Origin of the sequence: Streptomyces sp. NPDC051020 (assembly GCF_040683105.1) — a bacterium.
In the GTDB taxonomy this organism is placed as follows: domain Bacteria; phylum Actinomycetota; class Actinomycetes; order Streptomycetales; family Streptomycetaceae; genus Streptomyces.
In genome coordinates, this window is sequence record NZ_JBFBCG010000054.1 from 36,488 (window position 1) to 55,501 (window position 19,014).

Below are 19,014 nucleotides of genomic sequence, written 5' to 3' on the forward strand. Positions count from 1 at the left end.
GAGTTCCCTATGACAGCTGACAGCACTCCGGCGCTCGTGCAGAACGCGGATGCGGACACCGACGGTTCGGCTCACGCCGGGCCGTCGGCCCCCGCCCGCGGCCCACGGGCGCGCAACACCAAGGCCTATCTCCAGTACGTGGCAGCCAAGATCGCGGGAGCGGTCGTCTCACTGTTCGCCGTTCTGGTCACCAGCTTCTTCCTCTTCCGGCTCATTCCCAGCGACCCTGTGAAGCAGATGACCGGCGGCCGCCGTGTCTCCGCCGAGCAACTGGATTCGCTCAGACACCAGTTCGGCCTCGACCAGCCGCTCTGGAAGCAGTTCACGAGTTACGTGGGTGACGCGCTGACCGGCGACTTCGGTACCTCGTTCCAGTTCCACGCCCCCGTCATCGACAAGATCACCGAGGCGCTCCCGGCAACGCTGCTGCTCACCGGCACGGCATACGTCCTCTACACGGCGCTCGGCATCTGGCTGGGCACCCGTACGGCCTGGCGCAACGGCTCCCGCAGCGACCGCTTCAACACCGCGTTCGCGCTCACGCTCTACTCAGTGCCGTCGTTCTGGCTCGGCCTCCTGCTCATCATCGTCTTCTCGGTGGGCATCGGCCCGATCCCCGGCATGTTCCCGACGGGGGGCCTGGAGTCGGGCGGGGAGACCGGCTTCGCGTACGTCATCGATGTCGCCCATCACCTGGTGCTTCCCGTGATCACACTGGTAGCGGTCGGCTATGCGCAGACGCTTCTCGTGATGCGTTCCTCGCTCCTCGACGAAATGGGCAGCGACTATCTGACGACGGCCCGCGCAAAGGGGCTCCGTGACGATGTCGTACGGCGCAAGCACGCCGTCCCGAACGCGATGCTGCCGACATTCACCCTGATGTTCGTGAACCTGGGGCATGTGGTGGCGGGCCAGATCCTGGTGGAGACGGTGTTCTCCTGGCCCGGTCTCGGCGGTCTCTTCTACCAGGGGCTGAGCGTTCCCGACCTTCCCCTCGTCCAAGGGCTGTTCTTCGTCTTCGCCACTGCGGTGATCCTGGCGAACACCCTCGCCGACGTGCTGTATCCGCTGCTCGATCCCCGGGTGGGCCGATGACGACCGAACCATTGCCCGTGCAGAACGAAGCGGGCGTGACCACGAACCCGCGCGCCCTGGCCCGGGCCCGTAAGCGCCAGTCCCTGGCCCGCTTCTGGCGGGAGTACCGCACACACCGGGGCGGCCTGTGGGGGCTGGGCGGGCTCATCCTGATCGCGCTGATCGCCGTGTTCGCGCCCGCGCTGGCCGGCGCCGACTCGCAGAGCGTCACCGCCGCACCGGGCGGCGCCCTCGAATCGCCCAGCGGAGAATTCCCACTCGGTACCGACCAGTTCGGACGCAGCGTCCTGGCACTCCTGGTGTGGGGTGCGCGCGTCTCGCTCACCGTGGGGCTGCTCGCCGCCTTCCTGTGCGTGGCGATCGGCACGGTTGTCGGGATCGTCGCGGGCCACTTCCACGGCTGGTACTCGACGGTTCTGATGCGCGTCACCGACTGGTTCCTGGTGATGCCGACCCTGGTTCTCGCGATCGCGCTCGCCACCGTGATGGACCGCTCCATCTGGACGATCATCATCGCGATCGGCGTCACGACCTGGCCGACCACGGCCCGGCTCGTCCGTGCCCAGACACTCGCCGTGGAGTCACGCCCGTACATCGAGCGTGCCCGCGCGCTGGGCGGCGGGCACGGGCACATCATGACCCGCCACGTGCTGCCGAACGTGATGCCCCTGGTGCTCGCGCAGACCACACTCGTGATCTCCAGCGCAATCCTCACCGAGGCCACGCTCGCCTTCCTCGGCCTCGGCGACCCGACCATCACCTCCTGGGGCGGCATGCTCCAGGACGCACGTGAGGCGGGCGCGGTGAGCGCGGGCGACTGGTGGTACCTGGCACCGCCCGGTGTCGCCATCGCCCTGGTGGCCCTGTCGTTCACTTTGTGCGGCCGCGCGATCGAGTCCGTCCTCAACCCCAGACTGGGGGTGGCCCGTTGAATACACCGAGTACACAGAAAGCGCCCCTGCTGGACGTCCGCGACCTCTCGGTCACGTACGCCGGGGGTGCCCGCGCGGTCCGCGGCGTGAACCTCACCGTCGACGCGGGCCAGAAGCTCGGCATCGCCGGGGAGTCGGGCTGCGGCAAGTCCACACTGGCGCTGGCACTGCTGCGGCTGCTGCCCGCCGGGACGAAGGTCTCCGGCCGGATCCTGCTGAACGGCGAGGACGTCCTCACCATGAAGTGGGGCCAGGTCAGGGCGGTGCGCTGGGCAGGCGCCTCGATCGTGTTCCAGGGCGCGATGCATTCGCTGAACGCCGTGCACCGCATCGGTGACCAGATCGCCGAGCCGATTCTGCTGCACAGGAAGGCCACCCCGTCCGGGGCGAAGAAGAAGGTGGGCGAACTACTGGAGCAGGTGGGACTGCCGGCCTCCCGCGCCGGCTCCTACCCGCACGAGCTCTCCGGGGGCCAGCGACAGCGCGTGATGATCGCGATGGCGCTCGCCTGCGATCCGGGCCTGATCATCGCCGACGAGCCGACGACCGCCCTCGATGTGATGATCCAGGCCCAGATCCTGCGCCTGATCGAGCAACTGGTGTCCGAACAGGACCTGGGCCTGATCATGATCAGCCATGACCTGGCCGTGCTCTCCGACACCTGTGACCGGCTCGCGGTGATGTACGCGGGCCGGGTGGTGGAGGAGGGCCCGGCGTCCCGGGTCTACGAGGACGCGCGCCATCCCTACAGCAAGGCGCTGTCGGGCGCGTTCCCGCGCATCGGGGACCCGGCGTCCCGGTTCGCGCCCCGCGGGCTGCCCGGCGATCCGCCTGACCCGTCGGCACTGCCCGCCGGCTGCACCTTCCATCCGCGCTGCCCGGTGGCGCTGGACTCCTGCGCCACGCAGGACCAGGAGCTGCGGGAGTTGGACGCCCTGCGGCGGGCCGCCTGTGTGCTGGTGGAGCCGGGGGCGGCCGGCGCCGCGCCCCGGAAGGGTGCCGAGGAAGCAAGGAGCACGACATGACCACCCCCACTCCCCTGCTCAGCGCGGAGGAACTGAAGGTAGCCTTCCCCGGCCGACGCGGAGCCGCGACAGCGCGCGCGGTGGACGGTGTCGACCTGGACATCCGGCCCGGCGAGATCGTCGCGCTGGTCGGCGAGTCCGGGTGCGGCAAGACGACGCTTGCACGTTCCCTGCTGGGGCTCGTCCCCCCGACGTCCGGCCGGGTCACGTTCGGCGGCGACCCGCTCGACTACTCGGGCCGTGCCCTGAAGGCGTACCGCAAGCGCGTCCAGCTCGTACTGCAGGACCCCAGCGGCTCGCTGAACCCACGGCACACGGTGTACGACGCGGTCGCGGAGGGACTGCGGATCCACGGGTACGCGGGTGATGAGCGGACGGCGGTCGCGGAGGCGCTGTCGCGGGCGGGGCTGCGGCCTCCCGAGCGGTTCTTCCTGCGCTATCCGCACGAGCTGTCGGGCGGGCAGCGCCAGCGCGTCGTGATCGCGGGCGCCCTCGTCCTGGAACCGGAACTCATCGTTGCCGACGAACCCGTGGCCTCGCTCGACGCCTCGGTGCGCGGTGAGATCCTGGCCCTGCTTCTGCAACTGAGGGATGAACTGGGGCTGTCCGCGCTGGTGGTCACGCACGACCTGGGGCTGGCGTGGAACATCGCCGACCGGGTCGCGGTGATGTATCTCGGCCGGATCGTGGAGACGGGCGAGGTCGAGCAGATCCTCACGGCTCCGCAGCATCCGTACACCCAGGCACTGCTGTCCGTGCTGCCTGAGGCCGAGGGCGATCCGGTGATCCTCACGGGCGAGCCGCCGGACCCGACCAAGGTGCCGTCCGGCTGCCGGTTCCATGCCCGCTGCCAGGTCCTCGCGTCGGGCGAGGCCGAGCGGGCGGGGGTGGCGGATGCCTGCCGTACCAAGGATCTTCCGGTGCTCGCCGGCAGCGGGGAGACGCAGGTGGCGTGCCACTGGGCGCGCGCGAGGGCGGGCGTGGAGGTGTAAGGCCTGCCGGCAATGGGGGGTGGGTGAAGGAGCGGGGCTGGGGTGCGTGCATCGCGAGGCGGAGGATTGAGCCATGGCGAATGGGGCCTCCCCTGCTCGAGCGAAGCCGAGAGCTCGGGGAACATGGTGAGGGACGACAACGCCGCGAGGTGCGTGCCCCAGCCCCGTGACGCCGCCCCCCAATTGCCGGTCGGTGCAAGGCCGATCACGCCCTGTACGGCTGGGGCCGGGACCGCTGCCCGCGGTTCCGGCCCGAGGCGTACCCGACGTAGGTCAGCCGCGGTCGTGCGCCGCGATCAGCTCGCCGGCCCGCTTCACATCGGCGGCCATCGCCACCAGCAGGTCCTCTATCGAGTCGAACTTCTGCATACCGCGGACGTACGCGAGGAAGTCGACAGAGACATGGAGCCCGTACAGATCAAGACCGACGCGGTCGATCGCGTACGCCTCGACCGTCCGCTCCGTGCCGTCGAACTGCGGGTTCGTGCCGACCGAGATCGCGGCGGGCATCGCCTCGTCGTCCACGTTCAGCCAGCCCGCGTACACGCCGTCGGCGGGGATCGCGGTGTGCGGCAGCGTCTCCACGTTCGCCGTCGGAAAGCCCAGTGCGCGGCCGCGCTGCGCGCCGCGGACGACGATGCCCTCGACCCGGTGCGGGCGGCCCAGGACCTCGGCGGCGCCCGCCACATCGCCCTCGGCGACGAGCCTGCGGGTGAGGGTGGAGGAGAACGGCTCGCCGCCGCCCGCCTCGCCGCTCAGAACCAGATCGATGACCTCGACGCCGTAGTCGTACGTCGCGCCGAACTCGGTGAGCAGCTGCACGTTCCCCGCGGCCCTGTGACCGAAACGGAAGTTGGGGCCCTCGATGACGAGCTGCGCATGCAACTTGTCGACCAGCACCTTCACGATGAAGTCGGCGGGCGCCAGCTTCGAGAACTCGGTGGTGAACGGCAGGATCAGCAGCGCATCCACGCCCAGTGCGGCCATCAGCTCCGCGCGCCGGTGGTGCGGGGCGAGCAGGGGCGGGTGGCTGCCGGGCCTTACGACCTCGCTGGGGTGCGGGTCGAAGGTCACGACGACCGACGGCACGCCGAGCTCGCGCGCCCGGTCGACGGCTCTGCCGATGATCAGCTGGTGTCCGCGGTGCACCCCATCGTAGGAGCCGATGGTGACGACGCTGCGCCCCCAGTCCTGGGGGATGTCCTCCAAGCCACGCCAGCGCTGCACTGTGACCGCTCCTCGCCCGAACCTGTGTACGTGGGTGTATCTCTTATGCAGGTCTAAGACTGCCATGCCCCCGACCCGCGGCCCGCATCGGCATCGGCATCGCGGTGGAGACCGCCTCCACGGTCCGCCGCGCACTGGGGCCGGAACGGAGGGGCGGTGCAGTGCGGGCGGGCAGAACCCGGGCAAGTCCGTCGACTGCTCCATGGCCGGCCACGACTGTGCCGCGGTAGTCCGCGACGAACCCGGTCCCTCGCAGCCGGCCGGCCGGATCGCAGATGCGTACCAGCGTCGACCGGTCCCCTCTTCCCATGGTCCGACGTGAGGTCGGCGATGATCGGCGCGAGAAGAACTCGGAGCAAAAGCGCCCCCAAGTGCACCCCTGAGTCACTCCGAGCGCCTGCCCATTCAGGTGATTCAGCGGGTTCCGGTGGACAGACACCAGAGGGGGGATCGTGGAGCGGGCACGGGGGCTGCCCGCTCCACGATGGGGAACCGGATCAAGGACGGGCGGAACCCGTCCCGTCAGGCGAAGACGGCGAGGCTCTTGGCCTTGCCCTTCTGCTCCTCCACGAGCACCAGGAAGGTCCCGTCGGGCCCGAAGACCGCGACCGGCCCCGGCGGGTAGGAGGGCATGTCCAGCCGCACGCCGTTCAGCAGCAGCTTGGCCCGCTTCTCGTCCACGTCCCAGCGCGGGAACGCCGCGGCGGCGGCCTCCGCGACCGGCATCACAGTCAGCTTCTCCTGATGCTGATCGAGCGTCCGCGCCGCATCGAGACCGTACGGACCGACGCGGGTGCGCCGCAGCGCGGTCAGATGCCCGCCGACGCCGAGCCCGGCACCGAGATCGCGAGCAAGAGCACGGATGTACGTACCGGAGGAGCAGACGACGGAGACGACCAGGTCGACGACCGGGGTCCCGTCCTCCGCGACCGCCTCACGGACGTCGTAGACGTTGAAGGACGAGATGGTCACCGGCCGGGCCGGGATCTCGAACTCCTCGCCGCCGCGCACCCGGGCGTACGACCGCTTGCCGTCGATCTTGATGGCGCTGACCTTGGACGGCACCTGCATGATCGCGCCGGTCAGTGCCGCGACACCCGCGTCGATGCCCTCACGCGTGACCCCCGACGCGTCGGTGGACGATGTGATCTCACCCTCCGCGTCGTCCGTGACGGTGTCCTGACCGAGGCGGATCGTGCCGAGGTACTCCTTCTCGGTCAGCGCCAGGTGACCGAGCAGCTTGGTGGCCTTCTCGACGCCGAGCACGAGAACGCCCGTCGCCATCGGGTCCAGCGTGCCGGCGTGGCCGACGCGGCGGGTGCGGGCGATGCCGCGCATCTTGGCGACGACGTCGTGCGAAGTGAAGCCGGACGGCTTGTCGACGATGACAAGGCCGCTCTCCCGTCGCCCGCCGCCCTTGCCCGAGGTCGCTTCGCTCCCGCTCCTCTGACCGGGCGTCTTGTTCTGCTGTGTCATTCGGAGGCTGAGTCCTCGTTCTCGTCGGACTCGTCGGCCGCATCCTCCGGCTTGCGGTACGGGTCCGCGTCGCCCGCGTACTTCGCACCGGTCGACACCTCGCGCACCTGCGCGTCCTTGGCCCGCGCCCTGTCGAGGAGGTCCTCGATGGTGCGTGCGTTGTCCGGCAGGGCGTCGGGGACGAAGGCCAGGGTCGGCGTGAACCGGACCCCGGTCTGCCGGCCGACCTCGGACCGGAGCACGCCCTTGGCGCTCTCCAGCGCCGCGGCGGAGGCCGCCCGCTCCTCGTCGTCGCCGTAGACCGTGTAGAAGACCGTGGCCTCCCGCAGGTCGCCGGTTACCCGGGCGTCCGTGATCGTCACGAATCCGAGCCGCGGATCCTTGATACGCCGGTCCAGGGTCTCCGCGACCACGACCTGAATGCGATCGGCCAGCTTTCGGGCCCGCGCGTTGTCGCTCACCGGTCCGTCACTCTTCCTTCTGGGGTTGCTTACAGTCCGACGCTTCCGACGTCCTGCGTTTCCGCGTCGGACGACTTCACGTCGAGCAGTTCTGACGTTGTTCAGTCTTCGTCGCTGTGCAGCCGCCGCCGAACCGACAGCAGCTCCACCTCGGGCCGGGCGGCCACCAGCCGCTCGCACCGGTCCAGTACGTCCGTGAGGTGTCCGGTGTCCCCGGAGACCACGGCAAGACCGATCTCGGCCCTGCGATGGAGATCCTGTCCACCCGTCTCCGCCGCACTCACCGCGTACTTGCGCTGGAGCTCGGCAACGATCGGACGGACGATGGAGCGTTTCTCCTTCAACGACCGTACGTCGCCGAGGAGCAGATCGAAGGACAGTGTCCCCACATACATGGATGTCCGGATGTCCCGCCGGTTCGGGTTCGCGCCCTGCCAGCGCTTGGCAGGGACACAAGAACCGTACACGGAACGGCCGGGGCCGATCGACGGGAATACGACCCGTCGACCGGCCCCGACTGTTGAGGTACGGGTCAGCCTCGCGGCTTCTCGCGCATCTCGTACGTCGCGATGACGTCGTCGATCTTGATGTCGTTGAAGTTTCCGAGGTTGATACCGCCCTCGAAGCCTTCGCGGATCTCGGTGACGTCGTCCTTGAAGCGGCGCAGACCGGAGATGTTGAGGTTCTCCGCGATGACCTTGCCATCGCGCAGCAGGCGCGCCTTGGTGTTGCGCTTGACCTCGCCGGACCGGACCAGCACACCGGCGATGTTGCCCAGCTTGGACGAGCGGAAGATCTCGCGGATCTCCGCCGTACCGAGCTCGACCTCTTCGTACTCCGGCTTCAGCATGCCCTTGAGGGCTGCTTCGATCTCTTCGATCGCCTGGTAGATGACCGAGTAGTACCGGACGTCCACACCTTCGCGCTCGGCCATCTGCTGCGCACGCCCTGCGGCGCGCACGTTGAAGCCGATCACGATGGCGTCGGAGCCGGTCGCCAGGTCGATGTCCGACTCGGTGACGGCACCCACACCGCGGTGCAGGACCCGGATGTCGACCTCGTCACCGACGTCGAGCTGGAGCAGCGAGGACTCGAGAGCCTCCACCGAACCGGACGCGTCGCCCTTGATGATGAGGTTGAGTTCCTGGACCAGACCGGCCTTGAGCGCCTCGTCGAGGTTCTCCAGGGAGAACCGGACACCCTTGCGGGCGAAATTGGCGTTGCGCTCACGAGCGGCACGCTTCTCGGCGATCTGACGGGCCGTACGGTCCTCGTCGACCACCAGGAAGTTGTCGCCGGCACCCGGGACGTTGGTGAGACCCAGCACGAGGACGGGGGTCGACGGACCCGCTTCCTCGACGTTGTTGCCGTTGTCGTCGAGCATCGCCCGGACACGGCCGTACGCGTCGCCGACCACCATCGTGTCACCGATGCGCAGCGTGCCGCGCTGGACCAGGACGGTCGAAACGGCACCGCGGCCGCGGTCGAGGTGGGACTCGATCGCAATACCCTGCGCGTCCTGCTCCGGGTTGGCCCGCAGGTCGAGCGAGGCGTCCGCGGTCAGGACCACGGCCTCCAGCAGCTGGTCGATGTGGAGACCCTGCTTGGCGGAGATGTCGACGAACATCGTGTCGCCGCCGTACTCCTCGGCCACCAGCCCGAACTCGGTGAGCTGACCGCGCACCTTGGTCGGGTCGGCACCCTCGACGTCGATCTTGTTGACCGCGACCACGATCGGCACGTCGGCCGCCTTGGCGTGGTTCAGCGCCTCGATCGTCTGGGGCATCACACCGTCGTTCGCCGCCACCACGAGGATCGCGATGTCGGTGGACTTCGCACCACGGGCACGCATGGCGGTGAACGCCTCGTGACCCGGGGTGTCGATGAAGGTGATCCTGCGGTCCTCACCGTTGACCTCGGAGGAGACCTGGTACGCACCGATGTGCTGCGTGATGCCGCCGGCCTCGCCCGCAACGACGTTCGTCTTGCGGATCGCGTCCAGCAGTCGGGTCTTACCGTGGTCGACGTGACCCATGACGGTCACGACCGGCGGACGCGAGACCAGAGCCTCTTCGCCGCCCTCGTCCTCGCCGAACTCGATGTCGAAGGACTCGAGCAGCTCGCGGTCCTCCTCCTCGGGGCTGACGATCTCGAGGACGTAGTTCATCTCCTCGGCCAGCAGCTTCAGCGTCTCGTCCGAGACCGACTGCGTGGCGGTGACCATCTCGCCGAGGTTCATCATCACGGCGACGAGCGACGCCGGGTTGGCGTTGATCTTCTCCGCGAAGTCGGTGAGGGAGGCACCGCGCGACAGACGGACAGCCTGCCCGTTGCCGCGGGGCAGCATGACGCCGCCCACCGACGGGGCCTGCATGGCCTCGTACTCCTGGCGCCTCTGCCGCTTCGACTTGCGACCACGACGTGCGGGACCGCCGGGACGGCCGAACGCGCCCTGTGTGCCACCACGACCACCGGGGCCGCCGGGACGTCCACCGAAGCCGGGACGACCGCCGAAGCCGCCGCCACCACCGGGACGGCCTGCGCCGCCACCGCCACCGCCGCCACCGGGACGACCGGCGAAGCCGCCGCCACCGCCACCGGGACCGGCCGGACGACCGGCGAAGCCGCCGCCGGGACGACCTGCACCGCCGCCGGGACGACCTGCGCCACCACCGGGACCACGGCCACCGCCGGGGCCACCACCGGGACGCGGGCCTGCAGCGGGACGCTGCGGCATCATGCCCGGGTTCGGACGGTTACCACCGGGCGCACCGCCCGGACGCGGAGCCTGTGGACGGGGCATGCCGCCCGGAGTCGGACGGGCACCGCCCTGGCCCTGCGGACGCGGGGCGCCGCCGGGGCCGCCCTGCGGACGCGGGGCGCCGGAACGCTCCTGACCGCCACCGGGGCGCGGGGCGCCACCGGGACGGGGCGCCTGCGGACGGGCCATGCCCGTCGAGCCACCGGAGGTGAAGGGGTTGTTGCCCGGACGGGGACCGGCCGGACGGGCGCCGCCGGGGCGCGGGGCACCCTGGCCTGCGGGACGGGCCGGACGGTCGCCGCCACGCTCGCCACCACGGCCGCCGTCACGCTGACCGCCGGCCGGGGCCGGACGGGCGGGGCGAGGACCGGGGGTGGCACCCGCGGGGCGCGGGGCCTGCTGCGGCGCGGCCGGCTGGGCCGGGGCCGGGGCGGAGAACTCTGCCGCGGGCACCGGGGTGACCGGAGCGGGCTTCGGCGCGGGCTTCGGGCCCGGACGCGGGCCCGCCGACGGCGCGGAAGGCGCGACAGCGGAAGGGGTGCTGCTGGGGGCCTGGGCTGCGACCGGCTTGGGGGCCGGGGCACCGGGCTTCGGGGCAGCGGGACGTGCCGCAGCGGCCGGGGAGGGCGCTGCGGGCTTTGCGGGCGCGGCCTTGCGGGGCGCGCCAGGCTTCGCAGCGGACTTGCCGGCGTTACCGCCGGGCCCCTGCAGTGCGTCAGTCAACTTGCGTACAACCGGCGCCTCGATCGTCGAGGACGCCGAACGGACGAATTCACCGAGTTCTTGGAGCTTGGCCATGACGACCTTGCTCTCGACGCCGAACTCCTTGGCGAGTTCGTATACCCGGACCTTAGCCACTTCGCTCCTTATAGGTCCGGGTTACCGCCGGACCGTCGCTACTTCATGGGCGTACTCATCGCGTACTCATCGAGTGCTCATCGCAATCTCGACCTACTTCCAACTCGCGAGGTACCTGACCGCACGGGGTCCCGTGCCGTTCTCGTTTCTTACGGTGTCACCCGTTCGACATACCGCTGCAGTGCCGCGGAATCGAACGGCCCCTTGGCCTTGAAGGCCCGGGGGAATGCCCGACGGCGAACCGCCAGGTCGAGACAGACAGTGACGGGGTGCACATACGCACCCCGGCCGGGCAGCGTACCGCGAGGATCGGGGACGCATGCGTCCTCATCCACCACGATGCGCAGCAGCTCGCTCTTGGCCGCTCGCTCCCGGCATCCCACACAGGTTCGCTCAGGGCAAGCGCGGGCGTGCGTCCGGCCAGACACGGTTAAGTCTACCTCCCCGCACCGACCTCACCCCTTTGGGGCAAAAATCGAACGGACGTTGTCGTGATCTCAGCGGCATTCCGCCTGGATTTATTCCCCGGGACCGGCATCGGCCCCGTACTCCGGACCCGGGCCCAGCCGGTCTCCGGACCGTTGTGGTCCATCGTCCGGACGGGCGCCGGGTCCACTCCTCGGACGGGAGCCGGTCCCGTACCGGTTCAGCCGCGCTCGGACCGGTCCCGGGCCCGCTCGGCCCGCTCACGGTCGGCGATGTCCCGCTCGGCGTCGGTCTCGGTGTCCGGACGGATGTCGATGCGCCAGCCGGTGAGGCGGGCGGCGAGGCGGGCGTTCTGGCCCTCCTTGCCGATGGCGAGCGAGAGCTGGTAGTCGGGGACCGTGACCCGGGCGGACCGCGCTCCGAGGTCCACGACCTCGACCTTGCTCACCCGGGCGGGCGACAGCGCGTTGGCAACCATCTCGGCCGGGTCGTCCGACCAGTCCACGATGTCGATCTTCTCGCCGTGCAGCTCGGCCATGACATTACGTACCCGGCCGCCCATCGGGCCGATGCAGGCGCCCTTGGCGTTCAGGCCCGAGCGGGTCGAACGGACCGCGATCTTGGTGCGGTGGCCGGCCTCGCGGGCGATCGCGCAGATCTCGACGGAACCGTCGGCGATCTCCGGGACCTCCAGCGCGAAGAGCTTCTTGACCAGGTTGGGGTGCGTCCGCGAGAGGGTCACGGACGGACCGCGGACGCCCTTGGCGACCCGCACGACGTACGTACGCAGCCGCAGCCCGTGGGTGTACTCCTCGCCCGGCACCTGCTCCTGCACCGGCAGGATCGCTTCGAGCTTTCCGATGTCGACCAGGACGTTCTTCGGGTCCTTGCCCTGCTGGACGACACCGGTGACGACATCGCCCTCGTGGCCCGCGTATTCGCCGAACGTCTTGTCGTCCTCGGCGTCGCGCAGCCGCTGCAGGATGACCTGCTTGGCGGTGGTCGCGGCGATCCGTCCGAAGCCGGACGGGGTGTCGTCGAACTCCTTCGGCACCTGGCCCTCTTCGAGGTCGGCCGGGTCCTCCTTCGCCCACACCGTCACATGGCCGCGCTCGTTGAGCTCCACGCGCGCACGGCGGTAGCTCCCGTCGGTGCGGTGGTAGGCGATGAGGAGGGCCGACTCGATCGCCCCGACGAGCACGTCGAAGGGGATCTCCTTGTCCTGTGCCAAGCCCTTCAAGAGCTTCACATCGATGTCCACGGCTACGCCTCCTCTTCCTTCTTGTCCTTGCGGTTGAATTCGATCTCCACGCGCGCCTTGGCGATCCCGTCGAAGGGGATCCGGCGGGACGTGGGCTTGCGGCCCTTGACGCCCGGCACTTCGAGGTCGAGCCCCTCGTCGTCGACAGCGATGATGCGGGCGACCAGCTCGCCGCCCTCACGCAGCTGCAGCTTGGCCAGGCGACCGGTGGCGCGTACGTAGTGGCGGTGCTCCGTGAGCGGACGGTCGGCACCGGGAGAGCTCACTTCGAGGACGTACTCGTCCTCACCCATCGCGTCGGTCTCGTCGAGCTTCTCGGAGATCGCGCGGCTCAGCTCCGCGCAGGCGTCGAGCTCCACGCCCTCGTCGGAATCCACGACGATGCGCAGCACACGTCTGCGGCCGGCCCGGGACACCTCGATCTCTTCAAGATCCAGCTGCTTGGCGCTGACGAGCGGTTCGAGCAGCCCGCGCAGCCTTTCGCTCTGGGTGGTGCTCATCCGGGTGACTCCTCGGCCGCGTGTGCTGTTGTGTGGTTCGTCGCGTGTCAGGTCAAAGCGTATCCGGTCCCGAGGGGTGTTGCCGTCCGCCGACCGCTCAGCCGCAGGTACGCTCGCCTGCGGTGATCACTTCAGGACAGATCCAGTCAGGACAGATCAACGCCCGAAGGAGAACAGGTGCGGCGCACGGGGACGACGCGCAGGGGTGCGCTCACCGTAACGGGGGCGATCGCCCTGGGGGCGGCGCTGGCCGGCTGCGGGGACGGCGACAGCGGCGCGGGCCGAAAGGGTTCTGCGCCGGCCGGTGCGCGGGACGCGGCGGCCAAGGCGGAGAACACGCTGCGGATGACGGCCGCGCGGACGAGCGGCACCCTGCTCGCCCAGTACGAGCAGGTCGTCACGGCCCATCCGGCGACCGCGGCAGGGCTCGCACCGCTGCGGGACGCCGTACGGGCCCATACGGAGGCGCTGTCACCCGGGGCGGACAGGACGGTGCGGCCGGGCGCCGGCGAAACCGCGGGCACGACCGGGATGCGCGGCGCGGACCGGGCACCGGCCGTTTCGGGTCGACCCGCCCCCTCGGGTTCGCCCACCGTTCCGGGTTCGCCCGCCGCCGACGCCAAGACCGCTGTCAAGGAACTGGCGGCGGCGGAACGCCGCACCGCTGACGCCCACACGGCGACGCTCCTGACAGCCCCACCCGAGCTGGCCCGGCTGCTCGCGTCGATCGCGGCCGCCGGCGCAGCCCACGCCTATCTGCTGACCGAACTGGCCAAGGAGACCTCGTCATGAGTGCGCAGACGCTGCAGGCGGCGCAGGCGTCGCTCGCCGCCGAGCATGCGGCGGTGTACGGATACGGGGTGATCGGCGGCCGGGTCACCGGCGGCCGCCGGGCGGAGGCGACGGCCGCCTACCGCCTGCACCGGGCCCGGCGCGACGCACTGGTGCGGACCGTACGCGACCTGGGCGGTGAGCCGGTGGCGGCGGAGTCCGCGTACGCTCTGCCGTTCGCGGTGCCGGATTCGGCAGCAGCGGTGAAGCTCGCCGCCCTGCTGGAGGACCGGATCGCGGGCGTCTACTCCGATCTCGTACGGGCTGCCGGGGGGCAGCTCAGGCGAGAAGCCGCGGACGCACTGCGGGAGGCCGCGGTGCGTGCGGTCCGCTGGCGGGGCAGCGGCGTAACCTTTCCCGGACTCACCGAGCGGTCCGCCGACGGCCCCGCCTGAGCGGGCGGGCCCGCAGGGCTGATGCGACGGGCAGGACCGGAGCGAGCCCGGGACCGGTCCGACGGACGTGACCGCCGCGAAGACCGGGACCGGTCCGACGCACTCAAGAAGGCTCTGAAAGGGAACACAGCACGTATGGGTTTCGAACCGCCGCAGCGTCTGGTGCGAGCGCTCGGCGAGGTGCACGGGGAGACGGCCGCCGCCGACTGGCTCGCGCGGCTCCCCGAGCTGATCGACGAGTCGCTGTCCGCCAACGGGCCGGAGCTGGCTGTCGAGCGTGTGGCTGCCCCGGGTGGGCGCAGCAGCCTGGTTCTGCTGGTGCGCCGCGCCGACGGCACTCCGGCCGTGCTCAAGATCGCTCCCGCCGGTGCGGCGCCCGATCTGGAGCGGGCGGCGCTGGCGCACTGGAACGGCTGGGGAGCGGCCCGGCTTCTCGGCTCCGGCGGCGGCGCGCTGCTGCTGGAACGGCTGCATCCCGAGGTGTCGCTGCGATCGCTGCCGGAGGCGAAGGCACTCCTGGAGGCGGCGGGTACGGTACGACGGCTGTGGGTCGAGCCGCCCAGCGGGCACTCCTTCGAGACGGTCGCCGAGCGGACCGGCCGGTGCACGGACCCGATGCGGGCCGCCGCCGCGGCCGACCCGGCGCTCGAACCGCTTGTCTCCGCGGCCCTGGCCGCGCGGGAGGAGCTCGTCGCCCACTCCCCCGAAGTCCTGCTGCTGCACGGCAATTTCCGCCAGAGCAAGGTGCTGGCGGGGGAACGGGCGCCCTGGCTGACGGTCGGCCCTGAACCGCTGGTCGGCGAGCGTGCCTACGACCTGGCGCGGCTGGTACGGGACCGGGTGGAGGACCTCATCGCCTCCCCGGGCGGCCCCGTGACGGCCCGTCGCCGGATCAACAAGCTCGCGGATTCACTGGACGTGGACCGGGAACGGCTCCACGGCTGGACGTTGTTCCGTGCGGTGGAGTCGGGCACCCGCGCGCTGACCGTCGGCCGCCGTCAGGAAGGCGAACTGTCGCTGGAATTCGCGGGCTGGCTGTAGGGCCCCGGCCCCGCAGAACAGCCGAAGGCCGCCGTGCTGTCGGACAGCACGGCGGCCTTCGGTGTTTCCGGGTGTCAGCCCTGGGCCACGAGACGGGCGATCGCCTCGTCGACCGTGAGCTCCTCGCGCTCGCCCGTACGGCGGTCCTTGAGCTCCAGGACGCCCTCGGCCGAGCGGCGGCCCGCGACCAGGATCTTCGGGACACCGATCAGCTCAGCGTCGGTGAACTTCACACCGGGCGAGACGCCCGCACGGTCGTCGACCAGGACCCGCACGCCCGCGGCGCCGAGCTTCTCGGCGACGTCGAGGGCCAGCTCGGTCTGGAGCGCCTTGCCCGCAGCGACCAGGTGGACGTCGGCCGGGGCGATCTCACGGGGCCAGCAGAGACCCTGCTCGTCGGCGGTCTGCTCGGCGAGAGCGGCAACGGCGCGGGAGACGCCGATGCCGTACGAGCCCATGGTGACCCGGACCGGCTTGCCGTTCTGGCCGAGCACATCGAGCTGGAACGCGTCCGCGAACTTGCGGCCCAGCTGGAAGATGTGGCCGATCTCGATGGCACGGTCCAGCTTGAGGCCGGTGCCGCACTTGGGGCACGGGTCGCCCTCCTCGACCACGACGACATCGAGGTAGTCGTCGACCTCGAAGTCGCGGCCGCAGACGACGTTCTTCGCGTGGGTGCCGGGCTTGTTGGCGCCGGTGATCCAGGCGGTGCCGGGGGCGATGCGCGGGTCGGCGATGTAGCGAACCTTCTCCAGACCCTGCGGGCCGACATAGCCACGTACCAGGTCGGGACGGCCCTCGAAGTCCTCTGCGGTGACCAGTTCGACCACGGCGGGGGCGAGGTGCTCGCCGAGCTTGCCGAGGTCGACCTCGCGGTCGCCGGGCACGCCCACGGCGACGATTTCGCCGTCGACCTTGACCAGGAGGTTCTTCAGCGTCGCGGAGGCCGGGACATCGAGGTGCGCCGCGAGCGTCTCGATGGTCGGGGTGTCGGGGGTGTCCAGCTCCTCGACAAGGCCGTGCGCCGAGCCGTCCACGGGGGTGGCCTTGAAGGTCACGGCCTCCGTGTTGGCCGCGTAGTCGCAGGCGGGGCAGTCGACGAAGGTGTCCTCACCGGCCGGGGCGGGAGCCAGGAACTCCTCGGACGCCGAGCCGCCCATCGCACCGGAGACCGCCGAGACGATGCGGTGGTCGAGACCGAGCCGCTCGAAGATGCGGATGTAGGCGGCGCGGTGCAGCTGGTAGGCCTCGATGAGACCCTCGTCGGTGGTGTCGAAGGAGTACGAGTCCTTCATCTGGAACTCGCGGCCGCGCAGCACACCGGCGCGGGGGCGCGCCTCGTCGCGGTACTTGGTCTGGATCTGGTACAGGATCACGGGCAGGTCCTTGTAGGACGTGATCTGATCCTTGACGACCTGGGTGAAGATCTCTTCGTGGGTGGGGCCGAGGAGGTACTCGGCGCCCTTGCGGTCCTTGAGCCGGAAGAGCAGGTCGCCGTACTCGTCGTAGCGGCCGCTCGCGTCGTACGACTCCTTGGGCAGCAGTGCGGGCAGCAGTACTTCCTGGCCGCCGATGGCGTCCATCTCCTCGCGCACGACGCGGGTGATGTTCTCCAGGACCTTCTTGCCCAGGGGCAGCCAGGTCCAGATGCCGGCCGCGGTGCGACGTACGTAACCGGCCCGGACGAGCAGCTTGTGGTTGAGCGTCTCGGCGTCCGCCGGGTCGTCGCGCAGTGTCTTGATCATCAATCGGGACATGCGCTGGACCTGGGCCATGATGAACTCCTGCTTGGAAGGGTGATGTGCAGGAGGTTAGCCGGGTGGCGGGGGCGGGCGGAAATCGATTGGTTCAGCCCCGGTCCCGGCGGCGCAGCGGAAGAGGCGCTCCCATCACCGCATACGGCTTGGGAGCGCTGGGAAACAGCACCTGCCGGGCCAGGTCCCGGTAGCCGAGGGTGCGATACAGACCACGTGCCGGACTCTCCGTGTCGATGGCGGAGAGGATGGAGCGCGGCTGATCGACGGCGTCCGTGATGGTGGTGATCAGGGCGCGGCCGATGCCCCGGTTCTGGAACTCCGGATGGACATGCAGTTCGGTGATCACGAAGGAGTCGTCGAGCCAGTCCTCGGAGCCGGTGGCCCGCAGATAGGGCTCGACGACGGTGGACCACCAGTGGCCGCGTTCGTTGGGCATGCCGTAGACGAACCCGACGAGCCGGCCGGTCGCGGTGGTGGCACCGAGGGCTCGGGCGCAGGGGTGCTCGAGGTGCCTGAGGACGATATGGCGACGTACCTGGACCTCGCCGGGACCGAGGCCGAAGGCGACGGCCTGCACGGCAAGCGCCTCGTCCACCCGCGCGGCGAGATCGATCGGCCCGACCAGAACACCGGGAGTGCGGGCGCCGCCCCCTGAATCAGCTGCCATGCGCCGAACCCTACTGTCCGCGCCGGGCTGTGGCACACGTGTCGGGAGTGCTCGCCGTTACGGGGAGGAGCGCTGCCGACGGCGGCGTCGAACGGGCACTCCGGCGAGGCCATGCCGCTCCTGGCCGCTTCGTCCCGATCAGAAGAGCACGCTCATGAACGCGCCGACCTCACGGAAACCGACCCGGGTGTATGCCCTGCGGGCCGCAGTGTTGTAGTCGTTCACGTACAGGCTGACGACCGGTGCGACATCGGCCAGTGCGTAGCGCAGGACCGCTGCCATCCCGGTCTCGGAGAGGCCGCGGCCGCGGTGTTCGGGGGCGACCCAGACGCCCTGGATCTGGCAGGCCCGCGGGGTGGCCGCGCCGATCTCCGCCTTGAAGACGACCTTGCCGTCCTCGATACGGGCGAAGGAGCGGCCGGTGCCGATGAGTTCGGCGACGCGTGCCTGGTAGAGGAGTCCGCCGTCACCGGCCAGCGGCGAAACGCCCACCTCCTCGGTGAACATCGCCACGCAGGCCGGCATCAGGACATCTATCTCGTCCTTGCGGATGCGGCGTACCAGCGGGTCGGGCGTCACACCGACGGCGGGGCTCTCGGTGACCATGAGCGGCTGGTTGGCCCTGACCTCGCGGGCGGGACCCCAGCCCGGTTCGAGCAGCCGCCAGAGCAAGGCGGTGGGCTCGGCGGGACCCACGATCGAGGAACAGCGGCGGCCGGCCCGACGGGCCCGGTCGGAGAACGCCCTGACGGCCTCGGGGGTGGCACAGATGGGTACGAGATTGGCACCGGAGTAGCAGAGCGAACGCAGTCTGCCGTCCGCGTACCAACCCCACATCTCACCGCCGAGGCGCCAGGGATCGAGCCCTGCGATCTGGACCCGGGACGTCACGAAGGCGTTGGCGACGGGGTCGCTCTCCAGGATGGCGAGCGCGGCGCCGAGGTCGCTGGGTTCGAGGACCCGGGTGGTGGTCTGCGTCAACACAAGGGGGCCTCACCATGCAGTCTGCTGATTTCCGCACTGTACCCAAAGAGGCTGGGAGGCGCCGCCCCATGGCGGTCAACAACCTCCCGGGCCCGCCGTGAGGTCTCTCACGGCTGTGCCCCGCCTGACGAGGTGTTCGTCGGACGGGGCACGGCTGCGAGTGCAGGCCTTCGGCCTCAGCTGACGGAGACCTCGGGTTCGCCGGAGGGGATGCCGTCCTTCTCCATCTGCTCGGCGATCTTCAGGGCTTCCTCGATGAGGGTCTCGACGATCTTCGACTCCGGAACCGTCTTGATGACCTCGCCCTTGACGAAGATCTGCCCCT

The 19,014-nt window shown here is 70.3% G+C and carries 18 protein-coding genes and 1 pseudogene; 7 read left to right on the forward strand and 12 right to left on the reverse strand.

From position 1 onward, the window contains the following. The first annotated feature begins 9 nt into the window (after positions 1–9). Genes AB0N06_RS26210 through AB0N06_RS26225 form a run of 4 tightly spaced genes read left to right on the forward strand, consistent with a single transcriptional unit; the run spans position 10 to position 4,044 of the window. Complete coding sequence (locus AB0N06_RS26210; RefSeq protein ID WP_366137115.1) at positions 10–1,095, forward strand: ABC transporter permease; 1,086 nt, start codon at positions 10–12, stop codon at positions 1,093–1,095. After that, positions 1,092–2,027, forward strand: a complete 936-nt coding sequence (locus AB0N06_RS26215) for an ABC transporter permease (protein ID WP_366137116.1) — start codon at positions 1,092–1,094, stop codon at positions 2,025–2,027. Before AB0N06_RS26210 ends, AB0N06_RS26215 begins: the two co-directional genes overlap by 4 nt. After that, on the forward strand, positions 2,024–3,052 hold the full coding sequence (locus tag AB0N06_RS26220; protein ID WP_366137117.1) for an ABC transporter ATP-binding protein: 1,029 nt from the start codon (positions 2,024–2,026) through the stop codon (positions 3,050–3,052). Before AB0N06_RS26215 ends, AB0N06_RS26220 begins: the two co-directional genes overlap by 4 nt. Next, positions 3,049–4,044, forward strand: coding sequence for an ABC transporter ATP-binding protein (locus tag AB0N06_RS26225; RefSeq protein ID WP_366137118.1), 996 nt, complete (start codon positions 3,049–3,051; stop codon positions 4,042–4,044). The genes AB0N06_RS26220 and AB0N06_RS26225 overlap by 4 nt, the downstream gene beginning before the upstream one ends. Positions 4,045–4,317: 273 nt before the next feature. Here AB0N06_RS26225 and AB0N06_RS26230 read toward each other — a convergent pair whose 3' ends face one another. The 8 genes from AB0N06_RS26230 to rimP form a co-directional block, all read right to left on the reverse strand. Continuing rightward, the gene (locus AB0N06_RS26230) at positions 4,318–5,271 is read right to left on the reverse strand and encodes a bifunctional riboflavin kinase/FAD synthetase (RefSeq protein WP_366137119.1); all 954 of its coding nucleotides are present in this window, start codon (positions 5,269–5,271) and stop codon (positions 4,318–4,320) included. Positions 5,272–5,793: 522 nt separating this feature from the next. Continuing rightward, positions 5,794–6,747, reverse strand: a complete 954-nt coding sequence (gene truB, locus AB0N06_RS26235) for a tRNA pseudouridine(55) synthase TruB (protein ID WP_366137120.1) — start codon at positions 6,745–6,747, stop codon at positions 5,794–5,796. Further along, positions 6,744–7,208: a 30S ribosome-binding factor RbfA gene (gene rbfA / locus AB0N06_RS26240; RefSeq protein ID WP_366137121.1), complete on the reverse strand. Its 465-nt coding sequence runs from the start codon at positions 7,206–7,208 to the stop codon at positions 6,744–6,746. The genes truB and rbfA overlap by 4 nt, the downstream gene beginning before the upstream one ends. Positions 7,209–7,309: 101 nt before the next feature. After that, entirely contained in the window at positions 7,310–7,603 is a 294-nt protein-coding gene (locus tag AB0N06_RS26245; protein WP_030933278.1) for a DUF503 domain-containing protein, read from the reverse strand. A gap of 137 nt (positions 7,604–7,740) precedes the next feature. After that, a complete protein-coding gene (gene infB, locus AB0N06_RS26250; RefSeq protein ID WP_366137122.1) occupies positions 7,741–10,827 on the reverse strand; it encodes a translation initiation factor IF-2 in 3,087 nt (1,028 codons plus the stop codon). A 149-nt stretch (positions 10,828–10,976) separates the two neighbouring features. Beyond that, positions 10,977–11,255, reverse strand: a complete 279-nt coding sequence (locus AB0N06_RS26255) for a YlxR family protein (RefSeq protein ID WP_266980910.1) — start codon at positions 11,253–11,255, stop codon at positions 10,977–10,979. A 218-nt stretch (positions 11,256–11,473) separates the two neighbouring features. Next, on the reverse strand, positions 11,474–12,514 hold the full coding sequence (nusA, locus tag AB0N06_RS26260) for a transcription termination factor NusA (RefSeq protein WP_366137123.1): 1,041 nt from the start codon (positions 12,512–12,514) through the stop codon (positions 11,474–11,476). A gap of 2 nt (positions 12,515–12,516) precedes the next feature. After that, positions 12,517–13,014 (reverse strand): ribosome maturation factor RimP, encoded by a 498-nt coding sequence (gene rimP / locus AB0N06_RS26265; protein WP_366137124.1) that lies wholly within the window; start codon positions 13,012–13,014, stop codon positions 12,517–12,519. Positions 13,015–13,191: 177 nt separating this feature from the next. Between rimP and AB0N06_RS26270 the strand changes: the two genes are divergently transcribed. The 3 genes from AB0N06_RS26270 to AB0N06_RS26280 all read left to right on the forward strand — a co-directional run bounded on the left by AB0N06_RS26270 (position 13,192) and on the right by AB0N06_RS26280 (position 15,281). Next, positions 13,192–13,806, forward strand: a complete 615-nt coding sequence (locus tag AB0N06_RS26270) for a hypothetical protein (RefSeq protein ID WP_366137125.1) — start codon at positions 13,192–13,194, stop codon at positions 13,804–13,806. Beyond that, complete coding sequence (locus AB0N06_RS26275; protein ID WP_366137126.1) at positions 13,803–14,240, forward strand: ferritin-like domain-containing protein; 438 nt, start codon at positions 13,803–13,805, stop codon at positions 14,238–14,240. The genes AB0N06_RS26270 and AB0N06_RS26275 overlap by 4 nt, the downstream gene beginning before the upstream one ends. 135 nt (positions 14,241–14,375) lie before the next feature. Next, on the forward strand, positions 14,376–15,281 hold the full coding sequence (locus AB0N06_RS26280) for an aminoglycoside phosphotransferase family protein (RefSeq protein WP_366137127.1): 906 nt from the start codon (positions 14,376–14,378) through the stop codon (positions 15,279–15,281). Positions 15,282–15,355: 74 nt separating this feature from the next. Here AB0N06_RS26280 and AB0N06_RS26285 read toward each other — a convergent pair whose 3' ends face one another. From AB0N06_RS26285 to AB0N06_RS26300, 4 genes and pseudogenes are all read right to left on the reverse strand, one after another. Beyond that, positions 15,356–17,056, reverse strand: a complete 1,701-nt coding sequence (locus AB0N06_RS26285) for a proline--tRNA ligase (protein WP_366137128.1) — start codon at positions 17,054–17,056, stop codon at positions 15,356–15,358. Between the two features lie 73 nt (positions 17,057–17,129). Then, on the reverse strand, positions 17,130–17,705 hold the full coding sequence (locus AB0N06_RS26290; RefSeq protein WP_366137129.1) for a GNAT family N-acetyltransferase: 576 nt from the start codon (positions 17,703–17,705) through the stop codon (positions 17,130–17,132). Between the two features lie 138 nt (positions 17,706–17,843). Further along, complete coding sequence (locus tag AB0N06_RS26295; protein ID WP_366137130.1) at positions 17,844–18,689, reverse strand: GNAT family N-acetyltransferase; 846 nt, start codon at positions 18,687–18,689, stop codon at positions 17,844–17,846. 176 nt (positions 18,690–18,865) lie between these two features. After that, positions 18,866–19,014 (reverse strand): annotated as a pseudogene (locus AB0N06_RS26300) (4-hydroxy-3-methylbut-2-en-1-yl diphosphate synthase); the annotation flags it as partial.

Bases quoted from the DNA above. Each gene is read 5' to 3' on its own strand.
- AB0N06_RS26210 (WP_366137115.1), top strand. From the start codon at position 10: ATGACAGCTGACAGCACTCCGGCGCTCGTGCAGAACGCGGATGCGGAC.
- AB0N06_RS26215 (WP_366137116.1), top strand. From the start codon at position 1,092: ATGACGACCGAACCATTGCCCGTGCAGAACGAAGCGGGCGTGACCACG.
- AB0N06_RS26225 (WP_366137118.1), top strand. From the start codon at position 3,049: ATGACCACCCCCACTCCCCTGCTCAGCGCGGAGGAACTGAAGGTAGCC.
- truB (WP_366137120.1), bottom strand. From the start codon at position 6,747: ATGACACAGCAGAACAAGACGCCCGGTCAGAGGAGCGGGAGCGAAGCG.
- AB0N06_RS26245 (WP_030933278.1), bottom strand. From the start codon at position 7,603: ATGTATGTGGGGACACTGTCCTTCGATCTGCTCCTCGGCGACGTACGG.
- rimP (WP_366137124.1), bottom strand. From the start codon at position 13,014: ATGAGCACCACCCAGAGCGAAAGGCTGCGCGGGCTGCTCGAACCGCTC.
- AB0N06_RS26275 (WP_366137126.1), top strand. From the start codon at position 13,803: ATGAGTGCGCAGACGCTGCAGGCGGCGCAGGCGTCGCTCGCCGCCGAG.
- AB0N06_RS26280 (WP_366137127.1), top strand. From the start codon at position 14,376: ATGGGTTTCGAACCGCCGCAGCGTCTGGTGCGAGCGCTCGGCGAGGTG.
- AB0N06_RS26285 (WP_366137128.1), bottom strand. From the start codon at position 17,056: ATGGCCCAGGTCCAGCGCATGTCCCGATTGATGATCAAGACACTGCGC.
- AB0N06_RS26290 (WP_366137129.1), bottom strand. From the start codon at position 17,705: ATGGCAGCTGATTCAGGGGGCGGCGCCCGCACTCCCGGTGTTCTGGTC.